At 29.0% G+C, this 21,019-nt stretch carries 19 protein-coding genes; 12 read left to right on the forward strand and 7 right to left on the reverse strand.

Features of this window, described 5'->3' with window-relative positions; translation table 11 throughout:
- Positions 1 to 9: 9 nt before the first annotated feature.
- Complete coding sequence (gene pbpC, locus L8X27_RS06300; RefSeq protein WP_263671517.1) at positions 10 to 2,214, reverse strand: penicillin-binding protein 1C; 2,205 nt, start codon at positions 2,212 to 2,214, stop codon at positions 10 to 12.
- Positions 2,211 to 7,496 (reverse strand): Ig-like domain-containing alpha-2-macroglobulin family protein, encoded by a 5,286-nt coding sequence (locus L8X27_RS06305; protein ID WP_263671518.1) that lies wholly within the window; start codon positions 7,494 to 7,496, stop codon positions 2,211 to 2,213. Before L8X27_RS06305 ends, pbpC begins: the two co-directional genes overlap by 4 nt.
- A gap of 101 nt (positions 7,497 to 7,597) precedes the next feature.
- Here L8X27_RS06305 and L8X27_RS06310 point away from each other — a divergent pair, with 101 nt between their 5' ends.
- Both L8X27_RS06310 and L8X27_RS06315 read left to right on the forward strand, forming a co-directional pair.
- Positions 7,598 to 7,960 (forward strand): hypothetical protein, encoded by a 363-nt coding sequence (locus L8X27_RS06310; protein ID WP_133319014.1) that lies wholly within the window; start codon positions 7,598 to 7,600, stop codon positions 7,958 to 7,960.
- A 31-nt stretch (positions 7,961 to 7,991) separates the two neighbouring features.
- The gene (locus L8X27_RS06315) at positions 7,992 to 8,306 is read left to right on the forward strand and encodes a hypothetical protein (RefSeq protein WP_133319015.1); all 315 of its coding nucleotides are present in this window, start codon (positions 7,992 to 7,994) and stop codon (positions 8,304 to 8,306) included.
- Here L8X27_RS06315 and L8X27_RS06320 read toward each other — a convergent pair.
- Positions 8,303 to 10,174 (reverse strand): mechanosensitive ion channel family protein, encoded by a 1,872-nt coding sequence (locus L8X27_RS06320; RefSeq protein ID WP_133319016.1) that lies wholly within the window; start codon positions 10,172 to 10,174, stop codon positions 8,303 to 8,305. The two genes, L8X27_RS06315 and L8X27_RS06320, sit on opposite strands and share 4 nt — an antisense overlap.
- Complete coding sequence (locus tag L8X27_RS06325; protein WP_133319017.1) at positions 10,171 to 10,809, reverse strand: carbonic anhydrase; 639 nt, start codon at positions 10,807 to 10,809, stop codon at positions 10,171 to 10,173. The genes L8X27_RS06320 and L8X27_RS06325 overlap by 4 nt, the downstream gene beginning before the upstream one ends.
- A 160-nt stretch (positions 10,810 to 10,969) precedes the next feature.
- On the opposite strand from L8X27_RS06325, the gene L8X27_RS06330 reads away from it, so the two are divergent.
- From L8X27_RS06330 to L8X27_RS06370, 9 genes are all read left to right on the forward strand, one after another.
- The gene (locus L8X27_RS06330; protein WP_039629164.1) at positions 10,970 to 11,671 is read left to right on the forward strand and encodes a Bax inhibitor-1/YccA family protein; all 702 of its coding nucleotides are present in this window, start codon (positions 10,970 to 10,972) and stop codon (positions 11,669 to 11,671) included.
- Between the two features lie 102 nt (positions 11,672 to 11,773).
- On the forward strand, positions 11,774 to 12,118 hold the full coding sequence (gene secG, locus L8X27_RS06335) for a preprotein translocase subunit SecG (RefSeq protein WP_133319019.1): 345 nt from the start codon (positions 11,774 to 11,776) through the stop codon (positions 12,116 to 12,118).
- Between the two features lie 14 nt (positions 12,119 to 12,132).
- Complete coding sequence (gene frr, locus L8X27_RS06340; protein WP_039668941.1) at positions 12,133 to 12,690, forward strand: ribosome recycling factor; 558 nt, start codon at positions 12,133 to 12,135, stop codon at positions 12,688 to 12,690.
- A gap of 2 nt (positions 12,691 to 12,692) precedes the next feature.
- Positions 12,693 to 13,301: an orotate phosphoribosyltransferase gene (gene pyrE / locus L8X27_RS06345; RefSeq protein ID WP_133319020.1), complete on the forward strand. Its 609-nt coding sequence runs from the start codon at positions 12,693 to 12,695 to the stop codon at positions 13,299 to 13,301.
- Complete coding sequence (locus L8X27_RS06350; RefSeq protein ID WP_133319021.1) at positions 13,301 to 13,717, forward strand: RDD family protein; 417 nt, start codon at positions 13,301 to 13,303, stop codon at positions 13,715 to 13,717. Before pyrE ends, L8X27_RS06350 begins: the two co-directional genes overlap by 1 nt.
- On the forward strand, positions 13,714 to 14,736 hold the full coding sequence (locus L8X27_RS06355) for a ribonucleotide-diphosphate reductase subunit beta (RefSeq protein WP_133319022.1): 1,023 nt from the start codon (positions 13,714 to 13,716) through the stop codon (positions 14,734 to 14,736). The genes L8X27_RS06350 and L8X27_RS06355 overlap by 4 nt, the downstream gene beginning before the upstream one ends.
- A gap of 124 nt (positions 14,737 to 14,860) precedes the next feature.
- Positions 14,861 to 15,028 (forward strand): dihydroneopterin aldolase, encoded by a 168-nt coding sequence (locus tag L8X27_RS06360; RefSeq protein WP_133319023.1) that lies wholly within the window; start codon positions 14,861 to 14,863, stop codon positions 15,026 to 15,028.
- A gap of 10 nt (positions 15,029 to 15,038) precedes the next feature.
- Entirely contained in the window at positions 15,039 to 16,556 is a 1,518-nt protein-coding gene (locus L8X27_RS06365; protein WP_263681147.1) for a disulfide bond formation protein B, read from the forward strand.
- 90 nt (positions 16,557 to 16,646) lie between these two features.
- Positions 16,647 to 17,276: a protein-L-isoaspartate(D-aspartate) O-methyltransferase gene (locus L8X27_RS06370; RefSeq protein WP_133319188.1), complete on the forward strand. Its 630-nt coding sequence runs from the start codon at positions 16,647 to 16,649 to the stop codon at positions 17,274 to 17,276.
- Here the strand turns inward: L8X27_RS06370 and L8X27_RS06375 are convergent, their stop codons facing one another.
- Positions 17,277 to 17,660, reverse strand: coding sequence for a GNAT family N-acetyltransferase (locus tag L8X27_RS06375; RefSeq protein ID WP_263681149.1), 384 nt, complete (start codon positions 17,658 to 17,660; stop codon positions 17,277 to 17,279).
- Between the two features lie 117 nt (positions 17,661 to 17,777).
- On the opposite strand from L8X27_RS06375, the gene L8X27_RS06380 reads away from it, so the two are divergent.
- The gene (locus tag L8X27_RS06380) at positions 17,778 to 18,518 is read left to right on the forward strand and encodes a carbonic anhydrase family protein (RefSeq protein WP_220567074.1); all 741 of its coding nucleotides are present in this window, start codon (positions 17,778 to 17,780) and stop codon (positions 18,516 to 18,518) included.
- A gap of 11 nt (positions 18,519 to 18,529) precedes the next feature.
- Here the strand turns inward: L8X27_RS06380 and L8X27_RS06385 are convergent, their stop codons facing one another.
- Both L8X27_RS06385 and typA read right to left on the reverse strand, forming a co-directional pair.
- On the reverse strand, positions 18,530 to 19,162 hold the full coding sequence (locus L8X27_RS06385; protein ID WP_263681150.1) for a poly(A) polymerase: 633 nt from the start codon (positions 19,160 to 19,162) through the stop codon (positions 18,530 to 18,532).
- Positions 19,162 to 20,970 carry a translational GTPase TypA gene (gene typA, locus L8X27_RS06390; protein WP_220567072.1) on the reverse strand — a complete coding sequence of 603 codons (1,809 nt, stop codon included), beginning with the start codon at positions 20,968 to 20,970 and terminating at the stop codon, positions 19,162 to 19,164. The genes L8X27_RS06385 and typA overlap by 1 nt, the downstream gene beginning before the upstream one ends.
- Positions 20,971 to 21,019 lie beyond the last annotated feature (49 nt).

Below are 21,019 nucleotides of genomic sequence, written 5' to 3' on the forward strand. Positions count from 1 at the left end.
TTTATAATATTAAAATATATTAAATTTTATAAAATCATTAGAGCCATTTTCACTAATAACATTAATAACATATTTACCTTTTTTTAAATCTAAAGATAAACTTTCTTCTTTTCCTTCAAAAATCAATTCTTGATTTAAATACCAAAAAAGTTTTTCTTTTTTAGGGTTTATAAGTTTAATTAACAATTTTTGCTTACTTTTTAAATCTTTTGGCAAAATGATATTAAGATTATTTAGCGGATATATGATTTTTAAATTTTGATTAGAGCTTTGTAAATTTTGCTTTTCTTTTGCAAAAAATGCTTGTGCATTGGAAGGTAAATTTAATATAATCTTTTTCTTTGCATGGATGAAATTTTCATCTAAAGAATTAACTTCTTTATTTTTATACATAAAAACTTCTTTTAAAAATGGTGAAGTTCTTAAGACATTTGCACTTTGTGGGTAAAGCACTTCTTTAAAGTCAAATTTATAATCATATCTATATCCTGTTTGATTTTCAATTTTGATAGAAACTAAATCATTAGGCTTTTCAAATTCTAAATTAACTCTCTCAAGTAAGGCTAAAAGTTCAAAAAACAATTCCCCTGCTATGCTTACACCATATAAATTTGCATTTGCCTCGCCATTAAAATTTCCAACCCACACTCCTAAAGTGTATTTTGGAGAAGTTCCTATAGCCCAGGCATCTTTTCTACCATAACTTGTGCCTGTTTTCCAAGAAATAATAGTATTAAAATCATATTGTCTTAAACCTACTCTATCTAAATCCTTTAAGGTTTGTAAGGTTAAAAAGCTTGCTCCATCACTAATAAGCTTTTTATTTTCTTTAGTAAATGCATTTTCTTCATATAAAAGCTCTTTAAAATTTCCATAATTTCCAAGTCCTAGATAGATTTTTACCATATCTTCTAAACTAAATTCTTTTGTGCCCAAAATCAAAGAAAGTCCGTATTTTTTAAAATTTTCATCTTCAAAATCTAAAATATCTTTGAGCTTATAAAAAAACTTCTCATACCCATATTCTGCAAGTAAGCTTACAAAAGGAACATTAAGTGATTTTTGCAAAGATTCTTTTGCACTAATAAAACCATGGTATTTTTTATTTGCATTTTGTGGAGCAAAGTTAGAAAAAAATGTAGGCACATCAAGCATTAAAGATTCAGGCACTATAAGTCCCTCATCTATGGCAAAAGCAAAAAGCAAAGGTTTTAAGGTTGAACCCACACTACGCTTTGCTATCACCCCATCAACTTGACCAAAACTTGCAAAATCATAAAAATCATTAGAGCCTACATAAGCTAAAACTTTATTTGTTTTGGTATCTGCTAACAATATAGCTAGATTTTTTATGCCTTTTTGTTGTAGTTTATAAGAATATTCTTTAGCTTTTTCTTCAAATTTAATTTGAATTTTTTTATCTATACTAGAAACGATTTTTTCTTTATCCGCTAAAAGCCTACGCGCTAAATGTGGAGCCAAGTTTTTCCTTGTTTTAAAGCTAGGAAGTTTTTCAGCCTTTGCAAGAGTTAAAATATCTTTAGAAAAATATCCCTTTTCAAAAAGCCTATCAAGCAAAGCATTGCGTTTTTTTAAAAGTCTATCTTTGTTTTTTTCAAGATTAATTAAACCTGGATTATTAGGAAGCACAGCAAGCAAGGCTGCTTCACTCCAAGTAAGATCTTTTAAATCTTTTTCAAAATAAAATAAACCCGCACTTGCAACACCTACTAAATTTCCTCCATAAGGAGCATTATTTAAATAAAGTCTTAAAATTTCTTCCTTATCATAAACGCTTTCTAAAGCAAAAGCTTTGATGATTTCATTAAATTTATTAAAATATGTGCGTTTGTTTTGCTCTAGAAGTTTGATTGTTTGCATAGAAATTGTACTTGCACCACTTCTTTTGCTTGAAAAAAGATTATTTTTAAAAGCTCTTATAATCGCTAAAAAATCTACTCCATAATGAGAATAAAAATTTTTGTCTTCATATAAAAGAACTGCGCTTTTTAATTTTTGCGGTATAAACCCACTCTCTAAATGCCATTGTTCGTTAGAATCTAAAAATACACTAAGAATTTCTTTATTTTTATCAAACAAAACCTTACTATAAGTGCATTTAAATAAATCCTTACTATCAAAGCTAAAATAAATTAAGCCTATGTAAAAACATAGACTTAAAAAGCATATTGCAAGGCTTATTTTGATTTTCACTGCACTACTTTGACTCTTTTACTCTCACTTAAAGCTCTATAAGCATTATCATACATTGCTTCAGCATAAGCTCCACTCAAAGTATAAACACCTGGAGTAACAGCACTTAATTTCACAAAAAATTCTCTTGACTCATCAGAGTATAAAGGAAAGAAATACATGATTTTATCATCTCTTATATCTACAAAATCATAATAAGAATTTTTCACAAAATCAGGAGTTTCATCATCTAAAAGATCATGTACTACCTCCCATCCACTTGGTAAAATTTGAGTTAAAGCTATATTAGAAGTGCCCGGATAATTTTTATTTGATATTTTTAATTTCATATAAAAAATTTGAGAGCTTTTTATAGCACTTTCATCTATTTCATTTCCATTTTCATCATAAAAACTTCTTTCTATATACATACGCTGCGCAAAAGGTTCGACAATGCCTTTTTTAATTCCCTCTACTCCAAAATGCACATAAGTATCTTCTTTAGCTTCTATCAAAGCGCTGCCTTGATTAAACTCAAATTTAGAAAAACTTGCATTGAGCTTTTTACTCTCACCATTAATTTTTACACTTGCATTGATAGTTTTAGGATTTTCATCACTAAAGCTATTTGCCAAAGCATATAAAGCATAGCCTGTGCTTTGAGTGCTAAGCCAAGCTTGGCTTTCTAAAGTTTTTTTAATATCATCTAATAATTCATCATTATTTTTACCATAAATTATTTTATACGCATCTGCAATAATAGCTTCATCTCTTAGAAAAGATCCATAAGTATGAGTATAATTAGCTTTTTCATCAGGCTTTGTGCTTAAATTTTTAGCTATATTTAAAGCTACCTCATCAAAACCTGCTAATTTATAAGCTGCACTAAGTTGCCAAAGACTTACATTGTTTAAGCTTTGCAAATAAGTACTATCTTCATAAATAGCATTCATTATGCTTAAATTTGGCTCTTTGGCTAGAGCTAAAAGATATAAAGAATTTATTCTAATTTCTTTATTTGTTTGAGCTTTTAAAACATAGCGTTTTTGATAATCAAGCCATGCTTTAAACATTCCCTCGCTCACATAATAGCCTCTTTCTTTGGCTAAAATCATAAACATACCCGCATAATTACTTCCCCAAGCATCAGAATCTTTAAGTCCTTGCCAATAAGCAAAACCACCATTGGAAGTTTGAAAATTTGCGTATTTACTTAACAATGCATTGATATTGTTAATATTTTTTTGTTCATTTGCTCCTTGATCAAGTTTTTGTAAAAAGAGTTGCGGTAAAACTGCTGAAGTACTTTGCTCTATACATCCATAAGGATAATTTTGCAAGTATTTTAATCTATGATTTATATTTAAAATAGGCTTAGAACTCACACTTAAAAACGCCACTGGGTTGATATAATCTTGTGTGATTTTAAACTCCATAGAAGTATTTGCAGGAATTTTAAAAGATTTTCCCTCATAAGTAATCGTATTTAGTGCTTTTATGTCAATTTGAGTATTTTGAGTATAGGTGTAATCTTTTGCATTTAAACTTAACTCTATTTCTTCCACCCCAAGCTTGCTTGAATTTACTCTTGTGTTAATATAAATATCTTTTGTTTTTTCATTACCAAAATCAATTAAAATTTCATCTTTTTCAAAATTTATGAGTGAATTTTTTGTTTTTAGTTTAAGTTTTGCATTTTTTACATCATCATCTACTTTAAATACCTGCACCAAAAGCTTAAACTCATCATCAAGTCTTAAAACCCTTGGCAAAGTTTCAAGCATTACAGCAGGTGCGCTAACTTGGATATCTTTAGAAGCACTGCCAAAACCTGCTAAGTTGTTCGCCACTACCATAACTCTAACCGAACCTAGATACGAAGGCATATTAAATTTTAATTTTGCATAACCATTTTCATCACTTTGTACTGGCTCTTGAAACAACACAACAGGTTTAAATCGTCTTGCTTTTTCATCGTTTTTACTTTTATTTGCCCTACTTTCTAAGAAAACATCACCACCTGTAGTTAATACCTTGGAAGCATTAGAAATATTTTTAGCAATGATTTTATCATAGGTATCATATATGCTCATGTTAAAGCGAATTTTTTGATAAAAATATCCCCAAATATCTGGAGTTTTAAAAGCATTCACATCAAGCAAACCCTCATCTACAATAGCTATGGTATAAGTATAACTTTGCTTGTTTTTACTTTGAATTTCTACTTCAAAATCTTGTTTTGGCATGATTTTATCCGGTGCTTTTAAATCAAGCTCGATTTTACTTTGTTCATCTACTACATTCAAAGGCACTACACCAAAAAGTCTTAAGGCTCTATCGTTAGTGTATTGATTATAATCTTGAAGCAAAATCACACTCACATACACATTTGGCTTATATTCTTTAAGAATAGGAATTTCAACCTTTGTAATATCTTCATGCGTATCTATCACAAAGCGTTTTAAAACCTTTACATTATCATTTAAAGTAACGATGGCTTTTGCACCCTTAACACTTTCAAATTCAATAAAAGCTGTTTCGTTTGGTTTGTATTCTTTTTTATCGCTTTTTATTTTTAAAGAACTCACTATATCAGCATTACTTGGCGCACCAAAACTACTAATATAAAAAAACTCTCCTGTGCTTGTTTTACTTTGTGTATCTTCAAGCTCTATAAACATTTCACCATGGTATTCTTTGGGATCAAATTCTATTTTAACCGGTTTATCCTTACTTAAAATAGTTCCTTGGGTAATGATTTGTGTGTTTTTATCTTTTTTGAGTGATTTTAAAAAATCATCATAATTATCATAATCCCACCACCAAGAATAATCATTTGCATAAATAGTATATTTAATCTCCCTATTTGCTATCAAATTCTCATCTAAATCACTCACAATAGCTTCAAAATTAATTGTAGAACCCGAGCTTAAATAGTGATTTTTCAAACGCTTAATACCCACAAAATACTCATGTAATATCACTTGTGAATTCACAAGCGCTTCAACTGATCTTGAACCTTTTTCAAAAACCCTAGCCCTTATGTTAGCTTCAAGATTATATGGAGTATTTTTAAAAAAATCTTTTAAAGCAAATTCTTGCTTTACAAAGCCACTTTCATCTAAAATGCCTTTTAAATTATCTTGATATTTTTGCACTAAAACACTAGGATTTGAAAAAATATATTCTGGATATTTTGAATTTTTATATTCTTTTTTACTTACAAATAAATCAGCTTGATATTGTAAATTACTTGCTGGTGTTCCAAAAAGATATTTTGAGCTAATATTAAAATCTAATTTTTCATTTTCTTTTATACTTTTTGGAGCTTGTATAGATACTTTTATACGATTTGGCACTATATTTTGCACTAAAATTTCTTTATCAAAAATAGCATTTGCAAATTCTACTCTAGCTAAATACACTCCACTTAAAGCTTGTTGATCAAGTGAAATCTTTTTATAAAAAGTTCCATTACTCAAAGGATCAAGTTTAATTTTATCTAAAAACTTTTTATTGCGTGGATCAAAAAAACTCAAAAATATAGGGTGATTAACAGCTCCTTTATCATTTCTTGCAACCATAGTTAAATGTATATCATCACCTGGTCTATAAACCCCTCTTTCTGTGTAAATAAACACTTTGTTTTGAGAATTTTGCTCTAAACCATCTACATCAAAACCATCATATAATAAAGGCGAACTTAAGCGTAAAATAGAAGCTTGCTTATCTTTTGAAGCAATGATAAATAAAGCTCTTGACTCATCAATATCATCAAAAACAGCCAAACCATTATCATCGCTTGTCTTAGAAGCTAAAATTTGATTGCTTTTGCTAATTATATCAACCCTAACCCCACCTAAAGCCTTTTGTGTGGTAAAATCTCTTACATCGACAAAAAGTTTTTTATTTAAATTTTGAGCAATTAAAGCTATATCTGAAAAAATCAAATTTTTACTAATCTTTGCTTTTTGATCGAAAAATCTTTGCTTTTTCCAACTCTCCATACCCTCATCAAAAACATAATCAATATCTTCTTCTTTAAAATAAAGCTTAACTATAAACACACCACTTAAATCTTTTAAACCATCTAAAGCTATCTCATTTTCTTGCCATTGATTTTTAACATTTTTAATATCAAAGTCTTTTTTTAATACTACTTCACTAGTATAATCACTCTCTGAAAAAATATCACTATCATAATCACTTAAATTTTTAGCACCTTGAAGATTTTTATATCTTAAATATTCACTTAAATTATTTGAAAATACCTGATGAACTTCTAAATGGATCTTTTTAATATTTAAACTTTTAAAAGCTATTTTTTTACTCGCTTTGCTAGATAAAAATACCCCTTGATTTGTAAAACTTATAGCAGGCTCATAGTCTTTTAAGCTCACTTGAGTTTTATAGCTTTCTTTTGTACTAATTCCATCAGCGCTTTTAATCCCTTGAGCAAGTTGAATTTCATAAGTTTTATTTGGAGTAAAATTTCCTGTGAGCTTGATTTTATTCCCAAATACCAATGCTTTAAAATCTACTTTGGGTGTAATAAAAATCAACTCTTTTAAATTTTGATCTTGCGAAATACTTTGAGAAAAAAGTAATTCTATGTTTTTATTGATTATATTTGCATTTTGAAATACAAATTCGTTCTTTGCAAGTAAAATATATTCTAAATCTATATTTTTCTCTAAACCTAAAATTTCTTTATCAAAAACTACTTTTATATTAGTGTTTGTATTTTTAATTTTTAATGGCTTAGAATACACACTTGCTATATCATCTTGGATGATAATTTTATCTATTTGAATTTCTTTTTTTTGTGCATTAATTTTTACAGCTTTTAACAACTCATCTTTATCAAAAGCATAAAAACTTTGAACATTTAAAATCAACACACTCTCATCATTTGATATATTTTGAAAATATCCTTTGACATCTAGTTTTTCAAAAGGAGTTTTTACTTTTAATTGTATTTTTTCATCAGCTACAATATCATTTAAGTCTATAAAAATATCATAATTTTGATTTGCTTTTAAAGAAGTGTATATGTTTAATCTTGTGGAAGTTTCAAGTTCATACTTTGCTTTTATTTTTTGATTATTAATAACAATTTCTCTTTCTTTTACAACACCTATGTTTTCTGTAATGATATTGGTATTAAATTCTATAAAAATGCTATGCGTATTTTCATTAAAACCATAAGATCTTATAATAGAATTCTTATCTTCATTTTTAGAACATGCAAACAACAAGCTTGCAAGCAAAAAAATAAAAAAATAATGTAAAAATCCTTTCATGGGTATCCTCTTTTTGGTAAATTTTTCAAATTATATCTAAATTCACTCTTGCTTCACTCAAAAAATTATATAATTCTTACATAAAAATAAAGGAGAAAAAAATGAAAAAGAAAATCGCTGCATTATTAACAACTTTAAGTCTTTCAAGCCTTGCTTATGCAGATGGAATTTATGGTGTGATAGTAGATGTAAATGATGGCGCAAAGACTATTTTAATCGATACTACCTATGGAGAAAAAATGAATATAAAAATTCTACCAAATACAGAAATTGATATGGATGATTGCGGTATTTTTGGTATGGATAAATATGGCACTTTTAGAGATTTAAAAGTAGGAACTTTTATAGAAGCTGAAGTTTTTCATGGCTATGCTCAAACAACACCAAACCCACAAACGCCAAATCAAATTCAAAATATAACCGCTAAAGAAATTAAAATAGAATGCAAAAAAAGAGCTTATTAAGCAAAATAACTCCTAAAAAGGAGTTATTTTAATGCGTTTTTTTCTTATATTAATTTGCATTAGCACTTTTGCATTTGCTTATAAAATTCAAGGTATTTTAAAAAACACTACTACACATACAATAAGTATTCAAACAAGTTTTGATAATAACTTAATTATTACCATTTTACCCCAAACACATATAGATATTTATAACTGCGGAATTTTTGGTAGCAATAAAAAACAAGCCAATGTGCAAGATCTAAAAAAAGGAAGTCTTGTTAAAGTTAAAGGCAGTAAAAATGGAAGCATTATCATTGCTGAAAAAATTATAGTAGAGTGTGATGATCAAAGAAGAGCTTATTAAGATAATAACTCTTCTTTATCGTCTTTATTGATTTTTTCTATATAAAGACTTTGTGAAGGAAATGCAAAACTTAGTTTATTTCTTTCGACAATCTTCATTAATTCAAGCAAAATACTTTGTCTTGCTTCTCTAAAACCTGCAGCATCAACTGCTTTAGTATAAAAATATACTTCTATGTCAATAGAACTTGCGCTAAAGCCACTCACAGCCACATAAGTATTATTTTTATATCCTTCTAAATCATTCACTGAAACTAAATTTTGTCTATATCTAGCGCGGGTTCCACCATGATTTAGCGCACTATCATCAACTTGAGCTATCAAAGGACTAGTAGCTAATAAATATCTTATATCTTCTACACATTGCTCAAGTTGTTCAGGTCTTGCATCATAAGTTACACCTATAAATAATTTTACATGGCGTCCTATTTTTCTTTTACTCCAATTTTTTATATTAGTTCCCATAATAGTTGAATTTGGTAAAAATACCAAAGAATTATCAAAAGTTCTAATAGTAGTTTTTCTAAGCCCAATTTCTACTATAGTTCCTTCTATACCTGAAATTTCAACCCAATCGCCTTGATTAAAGCTGTTATCAAAAAGCAAAAGCACAGAAGCAAAGAAATTTGCAATAATATCCTTAGCTGCCAATGCCACAGCCAAACCACCAATACCTAAAGATGCAATCAATGCTGAAATATTAAATCCTAAATGTGATAAAACAAATAAAACAGCTATTACTATAATAATAAAATATAAAATTTTAATAATTAAATTAACCACTTCGCGTTTGCCACTTTTTTCAGCAAGCTTTGCCACAATTACCATACCATAACTATCAAAAATATTTATCACAAGCCAAGCAGTTAAAATAACATAAACAATTGATAAAATATTACTAATTCTTATATCTACAGGTGCAGGATAGTAAAAAATAGTAAAACAAATTCCAATAGCATAAGCAAACAAAAACCAACCCACTGGTCCTTGGAGCTTTTCTAAAAAGTGAGTTTTTATTTCTACATTTTCTGAATTTTTTCCAAATAAATGTATCAATACAAAATACAAAATTTTTGCAAGATAAAATTTCAAAGAATAAAACAAAACAATGACAATAATAGAAATAACTATTTTTCCAACATTTACACTACTAATAGAGGTTTGTTTATTAATATAATTAATGGCATTTTGCAAGCCCAAGCCCGTAAATAAAAAATTAGTTTCAAGCAAATTTGCATTATTTCTTAGATATACCAAAATTTCATTATATGACTTGATGGTATTTCTTAAATTATTTTCACTAAGCTCTAAAGTTCTAAGTTGAGTAATATCATTAATTTTCTCTTTATCTAAAGCAAAATTAAAAACTATATCTTCTTTTAATGAGTCAATGCTTTCATCAATAATTTTTTTTATTTTTTGACTTTGAGCACCTTCGATAAAAACTTTTTCTAATTCAAATATACAAAGATAAAAATGTTCTGCAGAGGTTAAATTTAAAAGTTTGATTTTATTATCCACATAATCATAATATCTTTTTTTAGCTTGGGCATTTTCAACACTTTTTTGTAAAGCATTCTTAGTTTTTAAAAAATCTTTTGCTTCTTTATCATCAATCTTTTGAGATACCATTTTTAAAGGTAAAGTAGTCAAAAGAGCTGTTTTTTGTTTTTCTATTTCTTTGATATTATCTTGAAATTCGGTGCTATTTGTATCACCGGTTTTAAAACTTTCCAAAAGTAAATTAAGCTCTATATAATCTTGTACCAAAGCAAAAATACTATTCTTATCCTCTAAAGCATTTTTTTCCTGTGCATTCAAAGTGCTGATAAATAAAAATAATAAAATAATATTAACAATCTTTTTCATACTTTTTTCACCCTCTCTTGTATTAAAACAAAATTTTCAAAATTAAAATCATACTCATAAATTTCACCCGTTTCTATGATGTAATACCAAGCATGAAGTTCTATTTCTTTTTTATTTAAAGCTTCTTCTATACCTGGATAGGTTAATAAATTTTGCAAAGAATTAACCAAGTTCATTTTTTCAGTCATCCAAGATCGCATGGCTAAATCACTGCCTGCAACTTTTAAAACCTTATTTTTAATAGGCTCGAGCAAGGTAAGCCATTTTCTCACATTCGGCATACTCTTTAGCTCATTTTCATTTGCATATAAAGCCGCACAGCCACCACAATTACTATGTCCACAAACTATGATATTTTTTATATGTAAAGAACTAAAAGCATACTCAATAGCTGAAGTAGTTGCCAAAAAATCATCTCCTACTCTATAAGGTGGAACTATATTGCCTATATTTCTTACAACAAAAAGCTCTCCTGGGCCTGTATTAGTAATTAAATTTGGTATAACTCTTGAATCAGCACATCCTATAAAAAGCGTGTGGGGATTTTGTTTATTTTTTAAACTTTCAAAAAGTTCTGCATGCTCTTTAAAATCTTCTTGCATAAATTTTAAAGCACCCTCGATCAAGTCTTTCAAAAAAAGTCCTTTTTTGCATTTTAATAAAGCATTATACTAAATTATTTTTACTTAAAATAAATCTATAAATTTATTTTTTGTTATATTTTTATACAATTTTAATCTTTTATTTATCTTTTTTTTGTAAATTTTAATTTTTAAAAATTATTGGAGGATTTTAATGAGTCTTTATGATAGAGATTATTCTAACTCTAAAACTCAAGAATTTGAAGGTTATGCTAGAAGTGATTTGAGCATTTTTATAAAACAAACTTATCAGCTTTTTGCTGCTTCATTATTAGCTGCAACAGCAGGTGCTTACATAGGAATTTTTGCCTTAGCACATTTATTTGCACAATCTCAAGCAACTTTTTGGATTTTATTTATCGTAGAAATTGGCTTGTTATTTGCATTACAATGGAAAAAAAGAGAAGCTCCGCTTAATTTAGTTTTACTTTTTGCCTTTACTTTTGTTTCAGGACTTACTTTAACACCACTTTTATATTCTGTTTTAGCACTTCCTGCAGGAGCTAGCATTATCGCTCAAGCTTTTGCTTTAACAACAGTGGCTTTTGGTGCTTTAAGCGTTTTTGCTATGAATACAAAAAGAGATTTTACTATGATGGGAAAAATGCTTTTTATAGCTTTAATTGTTATCGTAGTAGCTTCTTTAATTAATATCTTTTTTCAAAGTTCACTTTTAAGCTTAGCAATTTCTGGTATTGGTGCAATTTTATTTTCTTTTTACATTCTTTATGATACTCAAAACATCATTAGAGGAAATTATGAAACACCAATCGAAGGTGCAGTTGCACTTTATCTTGATTTTATCAATCTTTTCATCTCTCTTCTTAATATTTTAAGAAGCTTTAATAGCAGATAAAAATTTGCGAGAAAAATTCTCGCAAATTTTCTTTACCTCTTTCAAGTTTTTATCAAACTTTTTAAGTTAAAATACTCATTTTATTTTCAATAAGGAAAATTCATGACTACTCTTTTAATTATTTTGCAATTTGCAATTGTTGTGATTATTTGTATTGCTGTTTTATTACAAAAAAGCTCAAGCATAGGACTTGGAGCATATAGCGGAAGTAATGAAAGCTTGTTTGGAGCAAAGGGTCCTGCAGGGTTTTTAGCTAAATTTACTTTTGTGATGGGTGTTTTACTTATCGCTAATACAATTGCTCTAAGTTATATGTATAATAATGCTAATTCTAACTCACTTGCTGAAAAAGCAGAACAAATTTTACCAAAGGCACCTGAAACAAACACAACTAGCATTCCAGTTGCACCAAGTGCTCCAATTAGCGAAAGTAATACTAGCAAATAAAAAAAGGAAATACCATGCTAAATGAAATTTATACCAAGCAAAAACAACAATCAGACAAAAGCTTAGAGGCCTTAAAAAAAGATTTTACTACCATAAGAACTGGCAAAGTAAATATAAATATACTTGATCATATTCATGTAGATTATTATGGTAGTGCAACTCCATTAAATCAAGTAGCAACAGTTTTAGCAACCGATGCTTCAACTATTAGCATTACTCCTTGGGAAAAATCAATGCTAAAAGCCATAGAAAGTGCTATAGCTGCGGCAAACATTGGAGTAAATCCGAACAATGATGGCGAAAGTGTTAAATTATTTTTTCCTCCTATGACAAGAGAACAAAGAGAAGAAAATGCTAAAAATGCTAAAGCTATGGGTGAAAAGGCTAAAGTTGCTATTAGAAATATTAGAAAAGATGCAAATGATGCGGTAAAAAAACTAGAAAAAGATAAAGCAATCTCAGAAGATGAAGCTAAAAAAGCTTATGATGAAGTACAAAAACAAACCGATAATTATACAGCAAAAGTAGATGAGTTAGTTAAAAACAAAGAAGCGGAACTTTTAAAGGTTTAAAAATGAACTTAGAACAAATTTATAAAGATTGTGGAGCATACCTACAAGGACATTTTTTACTTAGCTCAGGGAAACACTCTGAGTTTTACCTTCAAAGTGCTAAAGTTTTAGAAAATCCAAAACTAGCAGGTGAGCTTTGTGATGAGCTTGCGAAAGTTATTGCCAGTTTTAATATTGAATTTGATAGTATTTGCTCGCCTGCCTTGGGTGGAATTTTAGCAGGTTATGAGCTTGCTAGAGCTTGCAACAAACGCTTTATTTTCACTGAACGCGTAGAAGGAGTGATGAGTCTTAGACGCGGTTTTGAAGTAAAAAAAGGTGAAAAATTTATCGTTTGTGAAGATATTATTACAACAGGTGGCTCAGCACTTGAGAGTGCAAAAATCATCGAGAATTTAGGTGGAGAAGTAGTAGGTTTTGCAGCTTTAGCAAATCGTGGTTTTTGTGCTGTAAAAAATTTAAACAATCCAAGAAAAGAAAATGCAAAATTACCACAAAATTTACCACTTTTTGCACTAGGAAATTTTGAATTTGATATTTATGATGCAAATACTTGCCCACTTTGTGAAAAAGGCACTAAAGCTATCAAACCTGGTAGTCGTGGTAACTAATGAAAACTAAAGCAAAAATAGCCACTCGCTTTTTAAGATTTAAAGCCTTTTTGATTGATCTATTTTTGCTTTATGTGCCCATTTTGTATTTGTTTTATTTTACTCTTGGCTCTAAAGAAGCTTTTTTAAACAATCAACTTATAATTTTTTTGTGCCCATTGCTTTTTGGATTTTTACAAGCATTATTTTTAGTAAAAAAAGCTCAAAGTCCTGGACTTAAAGCTTATGATTTATACTTGATTGATATTAAAAATGGACACAAACTTAATTTTTTTAGAATAATCCTACGCTATGTAATTTTCATTATAAGCTTTGGCTTGTTGATTGGCTTTTTGGTAAGCTTTTTAAGAAAGGATACCTTAGCCTTGCATGATATTTTAAGCCAAAGCGCTATTGTAACAAAGGTGGAAAAATGAATAGAAAAAGAATTTATAATCCAAAATCAAACGAAACTTTAAATGATAGAAAAGTATTTAACGGCAACCCACATGGTATTTTAAATTTTACTAAAGCAAAATACACATGGGCTTTAAAACTTTGGGATTTAATGGAAGCAAATACTTGGTTTCCAAAAGAAGTAGATACAACAAAAGATGCACTAGATTATCGTTGCAATCTAACCGTAGCAGAAAAAAGAATGTATGATCTAGTTTGGTCTCAACTTATCTCAATGGATAGTTTTCAAACAAACAATCTTGCTGATAATATCAACCCTTATATCACAGCACCTGAAATCAATGCGGTTTTAGCAAGACAAGCTTATGAAGAAGCAAATCACTCAAAATCTTATGCAGTGATGGTTGAAGCAATCTGTGAAAATACAGACTTAATTTATGAAATGGAAAAACACGATGAGACTTTAAGAGAAAAAAATGATTTCATTTCAAGTATTTATGAAGAATTAGCTGGCGAAGTAGATGATAATAAACTTTTACTTGCAATGGTAGCAAATCAAATTCTAGAAGGAGTGTATTTTTATAGTGGTTTTACTGCTATTTATGCTTTAGCGCGTGCAGGAAAAATGCTAGGTTCAGCACAAATGATACGCTTTATACAAAGAGATGAAATTACTCATTTATTATTATTTCAAAATATGATTAATTCTGTGCGCAAAGAAAGACCTGATTTGTTTAATGATATCAATATAAACAAAATTTATGATATGTTTAAAAAAGCAGGTGAACTTGAGATCAAATGGGGTAAATACATCACTCAAAATCAAATCATGGGTTTTACAGACGATATTATAGAAGAGTACATTCACTATCTTGTTGATCAAAGACTAATAGCTATTAATCTTGATAAAATTTATAATGCAAAACATCCTATTAAATGGGTGGATGATTTTTCTAAATTTAATGATCAAAAAAGCAATTTCTTTGAAAGCAAGGTTACAAACTATTCTAAAGGAAGTTTGAGTTTTGATGACTTTTAAGTCACAAAACTACCCATATTTTACATTTTTTTAAACTAAAATTCTCTTTTTATTTAATATTTTATTTTTATTTATTTCACTATTGTAAAATCCGCCATTTTATTTTATTAGTAAAGGGGTAATTATGGAGTTTTTAGAACTTTTGCTAGTCTTTATTGCCATAGTTCTCATGATAATTAAGCCTGAAAAAGAAAAACTAGCTTTTTCTATACTTGTAATTTCATGGGCTATTATGGTATTTGACTATTTAGGTCGCAAATCAGGCGCAATCTTAGGCCTAATGAATCTATAAGGTGGCAAATATGTGTGATATTAACAAAACTAAATTTTTTTATTTTTTAATGTGCTTGGCAGGTTTTTTAATCATTTTAATGCCTGTTGGAATTGCAAATTTGATTTTTGGTTATATGCTAGGTGATAGCCCTTGTACTTCTTGTTGGGGCCAAAGAGAATCAATGATTTTCATTGGTGTTGCAGCTTTATTTATCGTGCGTTATGGTATGAAAGGTAAGTTCTTAGCTTTTCTTTTAATTGCAACTGCATTTGGTTTATGGCAATCATTTAATCATATAAGCGGACATGCACATCGTGATCTTGATCAAGGTTTTGGTTTGCCTATTTTTGGTTTGCATACTTATTTTTGGGCTGAAGTAGTATTTTGGGCTGTAGTTTTATTACTTGGTGTAATTTTTGCTTTTGCTCCAAAATTTGGCTCCTTTGAAAAAGAAATGGAAGGAGTTAGTTTTAGAAAATTAACTAAATTTAACCTAGCTGCTATGGTTATTGTTGCTTTTATCGTAGCTTCAAATGTCTTCCAAGCTTTCGTAAGCACTGGTCCTATCCCATATAGCGGACAAGGTGATCCAGTTCGTTTTAGTTTAAATCCAAAATATATTATTTGGGATGATTCAGGCTGGAATAAAAGTTGGAAAAGCATTTCTTTCTTAGGAAAACGCGATGTTAAAGAACCTGATTTTGCTTTTGCTCCTGCTAATGAAAAACTAGGTATTGAATTTGATAATAATATCAGTAATGCTCCATTTGCAAATATCGATGATAATCTAAAAATCGTAAATGAAACAAAAATTGATTTTCCTAAAGCTATCAATACACTTGATTATATCAATGGAGAGTATGTCGCAAGTTCAAAATGGGAAGTATTTTTCCTAGATGATAATTTTAGTACTAAAACAGATTTTCTATTAGACCCATATTTTTCAGCCACAATTAATCCTATCATAGGAATTATTCCTTATTTGGACAACAAATACATCTTAATGGGCTCTAATAAAACTTTCTTAAGATTTGCTCAAAATCCTAATGCAGATGAAGCTTTACAATATGCTGATTTTATTAGAGGGGCAAATAATTTTGAAGGACAAGGTGAAAACCTTGGTCGTGGTAGAATTGACACAGTTAGAGCTAAATTCCATCATGTTTTAAGCACAACTACTGATGGAAAATACATGTATCTTGCTACCGTTCCAAACAATAAAGACGCTAAAACTTTTGTAATTTCTAAAATTTCTTTAGCAGATAGAGTTCTTTCAGCTGAATTTACTCCTAAAGCTGAGTTAAAAGAAGGAAAAACTTTAGGCGATCTTTATGTAACTTCAATGGCATTTAAAGATGATAAAATTTATGCATTAAGTAAAAAACATAATGTTATTGCTGTAATTGATCTAGACAAAGAAGAAGTTATAAAAACTATTTCTTATCCAGAAAATATAACTAATGCAAGAAGCTTATTCTTTAAAGATGGCAAAATGCACATCTTATCTTATCAAGATGGATCAAACATCCTTTATACACTTGATTAATCTTAAGGCGTTTTTACGCCTTAAGGATTTTAAAGCTAGATAAATAAAATTTAAGATAAAATAACACTTTTTATCAAGGAGTGCTTATTGATTCATATATTTGAACAAAAACAATGTCAAACTATGGCAGAAGAAATTCGCAAAAACACTTTCATTAATGAAGAATTATTTGAAGCTTTTTGTTCTACTCCAAGAGAAATTTTTTCACCTTTAAAAATGCATGCTTATAGACTTGATGCACTTCCTTTAATGGGTAATCAATGGATAAGCTCACCTTTAACTGTGGCCAAAATGACTATGGCGCTTGATTTTAAAGAAGCTGATAGTGTTTTAGAAATAGGTTGTGGTAGCGGGTATCAAGCTGCGATTTTAAGTAAGCTTATTAGAAGAGTTTTTACCATAGAACGCATCGAAAAACTTGCAATTAGTGCTATAGAAAAATTTAAAAAACTAAACTATGCTAATATTCATGTAAAATTTGATGATGGACAAAATGGTTGGAAAAATTATGCACCTTATGATAGAATTTTACTCTCAGCTTATATAGAACATATTCCAAATGTATTATTTGATCAACTTGAAAACAATGGAATTTTAGTAGCTCCTTTACTCATAGGAAATCAACAATTCATCACTAAATTTACCAAAAAAGATGGTGAGATTAGCAAAGAAGTTTTAGATGAATGCCTTTTTGTACCTATCAAAGATGGCAAAGAATAGTTAAAATTTCATTTTTAAAACAATAAAACCATATTCATCTTTATATTCACTCTCTTGTAAAAAACCATTTTTCTGATAAAATTTATATGCCTTATAATTATCTTTATTTACTTCAACATATTTCAAATGATAATCATTTATGTCTTTAGATATTAAAGTAGTGTCTATACCTTTGTTAAAATATTTTGAACTTAAAAACAACATTTCAATTTTATCATCCACAAATGCTAAAAATCCAATCATTTTGTCTTTATCATAACAAATCAAATAATTTAAACTAAAGAATACTTGAGAATTTAAAAGATCATTTTTAATCTTTTCTCTATCAAAATCAGATAAAAAATCATGGGAATGTTTCACACTATCCTCCCATATATCGATCAATTTATCCTTAATATTATCTGTAATTTCTTTAAAATATTTAATTTTAATATAATTATTTTTAAACATAAGCTTCTTGTAGGATTTATTTTTTTATAATTATGTTAAAAAAGGAATATTATGAGTTTTAAAAGAATACTTTTTGGTTTATTTACTACTAGCATGCTTTTTGCCTATGAGCAAATGCCTCAAAATGCCTCACATGGAAATTTCATAGACAAAGACAAATGGAAAAATTTAGATAAAAACTGGATTTATTGTGAAAGTGGTTTAAATCAAGATTTTATCAATATAAATAGTAAAAAGGCTACAAACAAAAATCATTCTTTAGAATTTAACTACTCAAATGATTCTTTTGGTTTAATAAATGATGGTTATACCATAAAAATGTATTTTGCAAGCAATGGAAGTCATATCGTGCTAGATAATACAGCTTATAATTTATCGCATTTTCACTTTCATAGCCCATCAAAAATTTCTATTGATAAAAAACCTTATCCTTTAGAAATTCATTTTAGCCATGTAAGTCAAAAAGGTGATATAGCAGTGGTTGTGCTGTTTTTACAAGAAGGTGCGGAAAATCCTTTTATTAAAAAAATCATCCGTGCTTTTCCTAAAAAAGAAGGCGATAAGCTTTATGTTCAAAGCTTAAGCGCTAATGAGTTATTACCAAATAATCTTCAATCTTTTTACATCTTTAAAAACAAACTCAACAAGCCTTGTAATCAAAAAATCACTTGGATAGTTTTAAAAGATATGAGCTATGCCTCTAAAGAGCAAATTCAAATCATACAAAATTTAATGGGAAAAAATGAGAATTTGAAAATACAAGAAATTAATAATTTAGAACAAAATGATTAAGTAAGCTAAACTTAATCATGTATAAAAGCTTGAATTTTTTCTAAATTAGCTCTAAAAATTTTAAAATTTAACTCACTTGAAATTTTTAAATCAGCAAAAAAAGGATTTTTCAAACTAGCTATGAGCAAATAATCATCTTTTTTCAAAACTCTTTGTGTAGAAAATTCTTTATCCTTTACTTTTTCAAAAATACTTTCATTTGACTTAATATCTTCTTTTAATTTCTTACTATAAAGCAAAATTCCACAAAAGAAATTCCCAAATTCATCTTTAAATTTCACATCATAAAGAATAAAATCATCAAAAATAAAAGAATTTTGAGAATGATAAGTTTTTAAAGAAAAATCAAAAGTAATTTTTTCAAAATCTTTTTGATCAAAGCCTTGTTTATCAAATTTAGCATTGTTTTGCTTTAAAAATTCTTCACACATTTTAAATACAAGCTCATTGCGTCCCCACATAAGCTTTCTTCCTAAAATTCTAAAAAACAAAACTCCTGCTAAAACAGCAAAAAACAAAGCTATAATCACATCCTTGCTAAATTGAAAAGCAAGAAAAAATATAACCAAAGCTTCAGCAAATGCTAAAATTTGTAAAGCTTTGAGTCTTTTACTTAAAGCTTGTCTTATGGCTTCAAAATCCATTAAGACTTAGCCTTTTCCATTCTTTTTCTTTGAGTAGGATCAAGATATCTTTTTCTAACTCTAATATTTTGTGGAGTAACCTCTACAAGTTCATCTTCTTCTATCCACTCTAACGCTCTTTCAAGGCTTAATTTTCTAGGTGGTACAAGCTTAATCGCATCATCACTACCACTTGCTCTAACATTAGTTAAATTTTTACCTTTAATAGGATTAACATCTAAATCATTTGGGCGTGAATGCTCACCTATAATCATACCTGTATATACTTTTGTTTGAGGATCAATAAATAATACCCCTCTATCTTGTAAGTTAAATAAAGAATACCCTAGTGCAACACCATTTTCCATAGAAATTAACGCGCCATTATTTCTTTTTTCAACTGCCCCACTAAATGGACGAAACTCTAAAAAGCTATGGTTCATAACACCCTCGCCTTTAGTATCTGTTAAAAATTGTGATCTAAATCCTATAAGCCCACGCGCAGGAATTTCAAACTCAAGTCTTGTTTGACCATCTCCAGTTGGTGTCATAGTTTTCATTTCAGCTTTTCTTTTACCTAGTTTTTCAATCACTACTCCGGTAAAATCATCAGGCACATCAATCACTAAATGCTCAAACGGCTCTGTTTTAACACCATCTTCTACCTTAACGATAACTTCAGGTCTACCCATACAAAACTCAAAACCTTCTCTACGCATATTTTCGGCTAAAATAGTTATTTGAAGTTCACCTCTTCCACTTACTTTAAATTTACCCTCGCCTGTGCTTTCATATTTCATGGCAATATTAGTTTTCATTTCAGCTTCTAAGCGTTCTGCGATTTTATTTGAAGTTACATGTTTACCTTCAGTACCCGCTAAAGGACCATCGTTTACTGAAAATACTATACTTAAAGTTGGCTCTTCTATATGTAAAGGATCAAGTGGCATAGGGTTGTTTGGATCTACCACGCTATCTCCTACATCTAAAGCTTCAAAACCTGCAATCGCTACAATATCGCCTGTCCCTGCTTCTTCAATGTCCATTTTTTCTAGACCCATAAAACCGATAAGCTTTGAAATTCTTCCATTGATTTTAGAGCCATCTGCTTTAGCAAGCATAACATTTTGATTTTTCTTTACTTTACCATTAAAAATTCTTGCAATCCCTATCTTACCAACGAAATTATCATAACCTAGAGTAAAAACTTGAAGCTGTAAAGGATTTTCATCACTACCACTTGGAGCAGGCACACGCTCAAGTATAGTCTTAAACAATGGTTCCATGTTAGTGCTTTCATCTTCAAGTGCAAGTTTTGCATAACCATTTTTAGCAGCTGCATAAACCACTGCAAAATCAAGTTGTTCATCATTTGCCTCTAAAGCCACAAAAAGATCAAAAATTTCATTGATTACTCTTTCAGGATCAGCAGCTGGCTTGTCGATTTTATTAATAACAACAATAGGTTTAAGCCCTAAAGATAAAGCCTTTTTTACCACAAATTTAGTTTGAGGCATAACCCCTTCTTGTGCATCAACTAAAAGCAAAACCCCATCAACCATTTTTAACACACGCTCAACTTCACCACCAAAATCAGCATGGCCTGGAGTGTCTATGATATTTATTTTTGTGCCTTTATAATTAATAGCAGTATTTTTAGAAAGTATAGTGATACCTCTTTCTTTTTCTATATCATTACTATCCATTACACGCTCTGCTATTTGTTCACGCTCATTAAAAGTTCCTGATTGTTTTAAAAGCTCATCTACCATTGTTGTTTTACCATGATCAACATGAGCTATAACAGCTATATTTCTAATATTATCCAAGTTTTTCTCCAAAGTCTTAAATTTAAAATCTAATATTATATAAAAAAAA

This window comes from Campylobacter sp. CNRCH_2015_1657 (assembly GCF_025772685.1).
Classification (GTDB): Bacteria; Campylobacterota; Campylobacteria; order Campylobacterales; family Campylobacteraceae; genus Campylobacter_D; species Campylobacter_D lari_D.

What these genes read in the sequence shown, in the direction of transcription:
- L8X27_RS06305 (WP_263671518.1), bottom strand. Translation starts at nt 7,496, where the DNA reads ATGAAAGGATTTTTACATTATTTTTTTATTTTTTTGCTTGCAAGCTTG.
- L8X27_RS06310 (WP_133319014.1), top strand. Translation starts at nt 7,598, where the DNA reads ATGAAAAAGAAAATCGCTGCATTATTAACAACTTTAAGTCTTTCAAGC.
- L8X27_RS06315 (WP_133319015.1), top strand. Translation starts at nt 7,992, where the DNA reads ATGCGTTTTTTTCTTATATTAATTTGCATTAGCACTTTTGCATTTGCT.
- L8X27_RS06320 (WP_133319016.1), bottom strand. Translation starts at nt 10,174, where the DNA reads ATGAAAAAGATTGTTAATATTATTTTATTATTTTTATTTATCAGCACT.
- L8X27_RS06330 (WP_039629164.1), top strand. Translation starts at nt 10,970, where the DNA reads ATGAGTCTTTATGATAGAGATTATTCTAACTCTAAAACTCAAGAATTT.
- secG (WP_133319019.1), top strand. Translation starts at nt 11,774, where the DNA reads ATGACTACTCTTTTAATTATTTTGCAATTTGCAATTGTTGTGATTATT.
- frr (WP_039668941.1), top strand. Translation starts at nt 12,133, where the DNA reads ATGCTAAATGAAATTTATACCAAGCAAAAACAACAATCAGACAAAAGC.
- pyrE (WP_133319020.1), top strand. Translation starts at nt 12,693, where the DNA reads ATGAACTTAGAACAAATTTATAAAGATTGTGGAGCATACCTACAAGGA.
- L8X27_RS06350 (WP_133319021.1), top strand. Translation starts at nt 13,301, where the DNA reads ATGAAAACTAAAGCAAAAATAGCCACTCGCTTTTTAAGATTTAAAGCC.
- L8X27_RS06355 (WP_133319022.1), top strand. Translation starts at nt 13,714, where the DNA reads ATGAATAGAAAAAGAATTTATAATCCAAAATCAAACGAAACTTTAAAT.
- L8X27_RS06360 (WP_133319023.1), top strand. Translation starts at nt 14,861, where the DNA reads ATGGAGTTTTTAGAACTTTTGCTAGTCTTTATTGCCATAGTTCTCATG.
- L8X27_RS06365 (WP_263681147.1), top strand. Translation starts at nt 15,039, where the DNA reads ATGTGTGATATTAACAAAACTAAATTTTTTTATTTTTTAATGTGCTTG.
- L8X27_RS06380 (WP_220567074.1), top strand. Translation starts at nt 17,778, where the DNA reads ATGAGTTTTAAAAGAATACTTTTTGGTTTATTTACTACTAGCATGCTT.
- L8X27_RS06385 (WP_263681150.1), bottom strand. Translation starts at nt 19,162, where the DNA reads ATGGATTTTGAAGCCATAAGACAAGCTTTAAGTAAAAGACTCAAAGCT.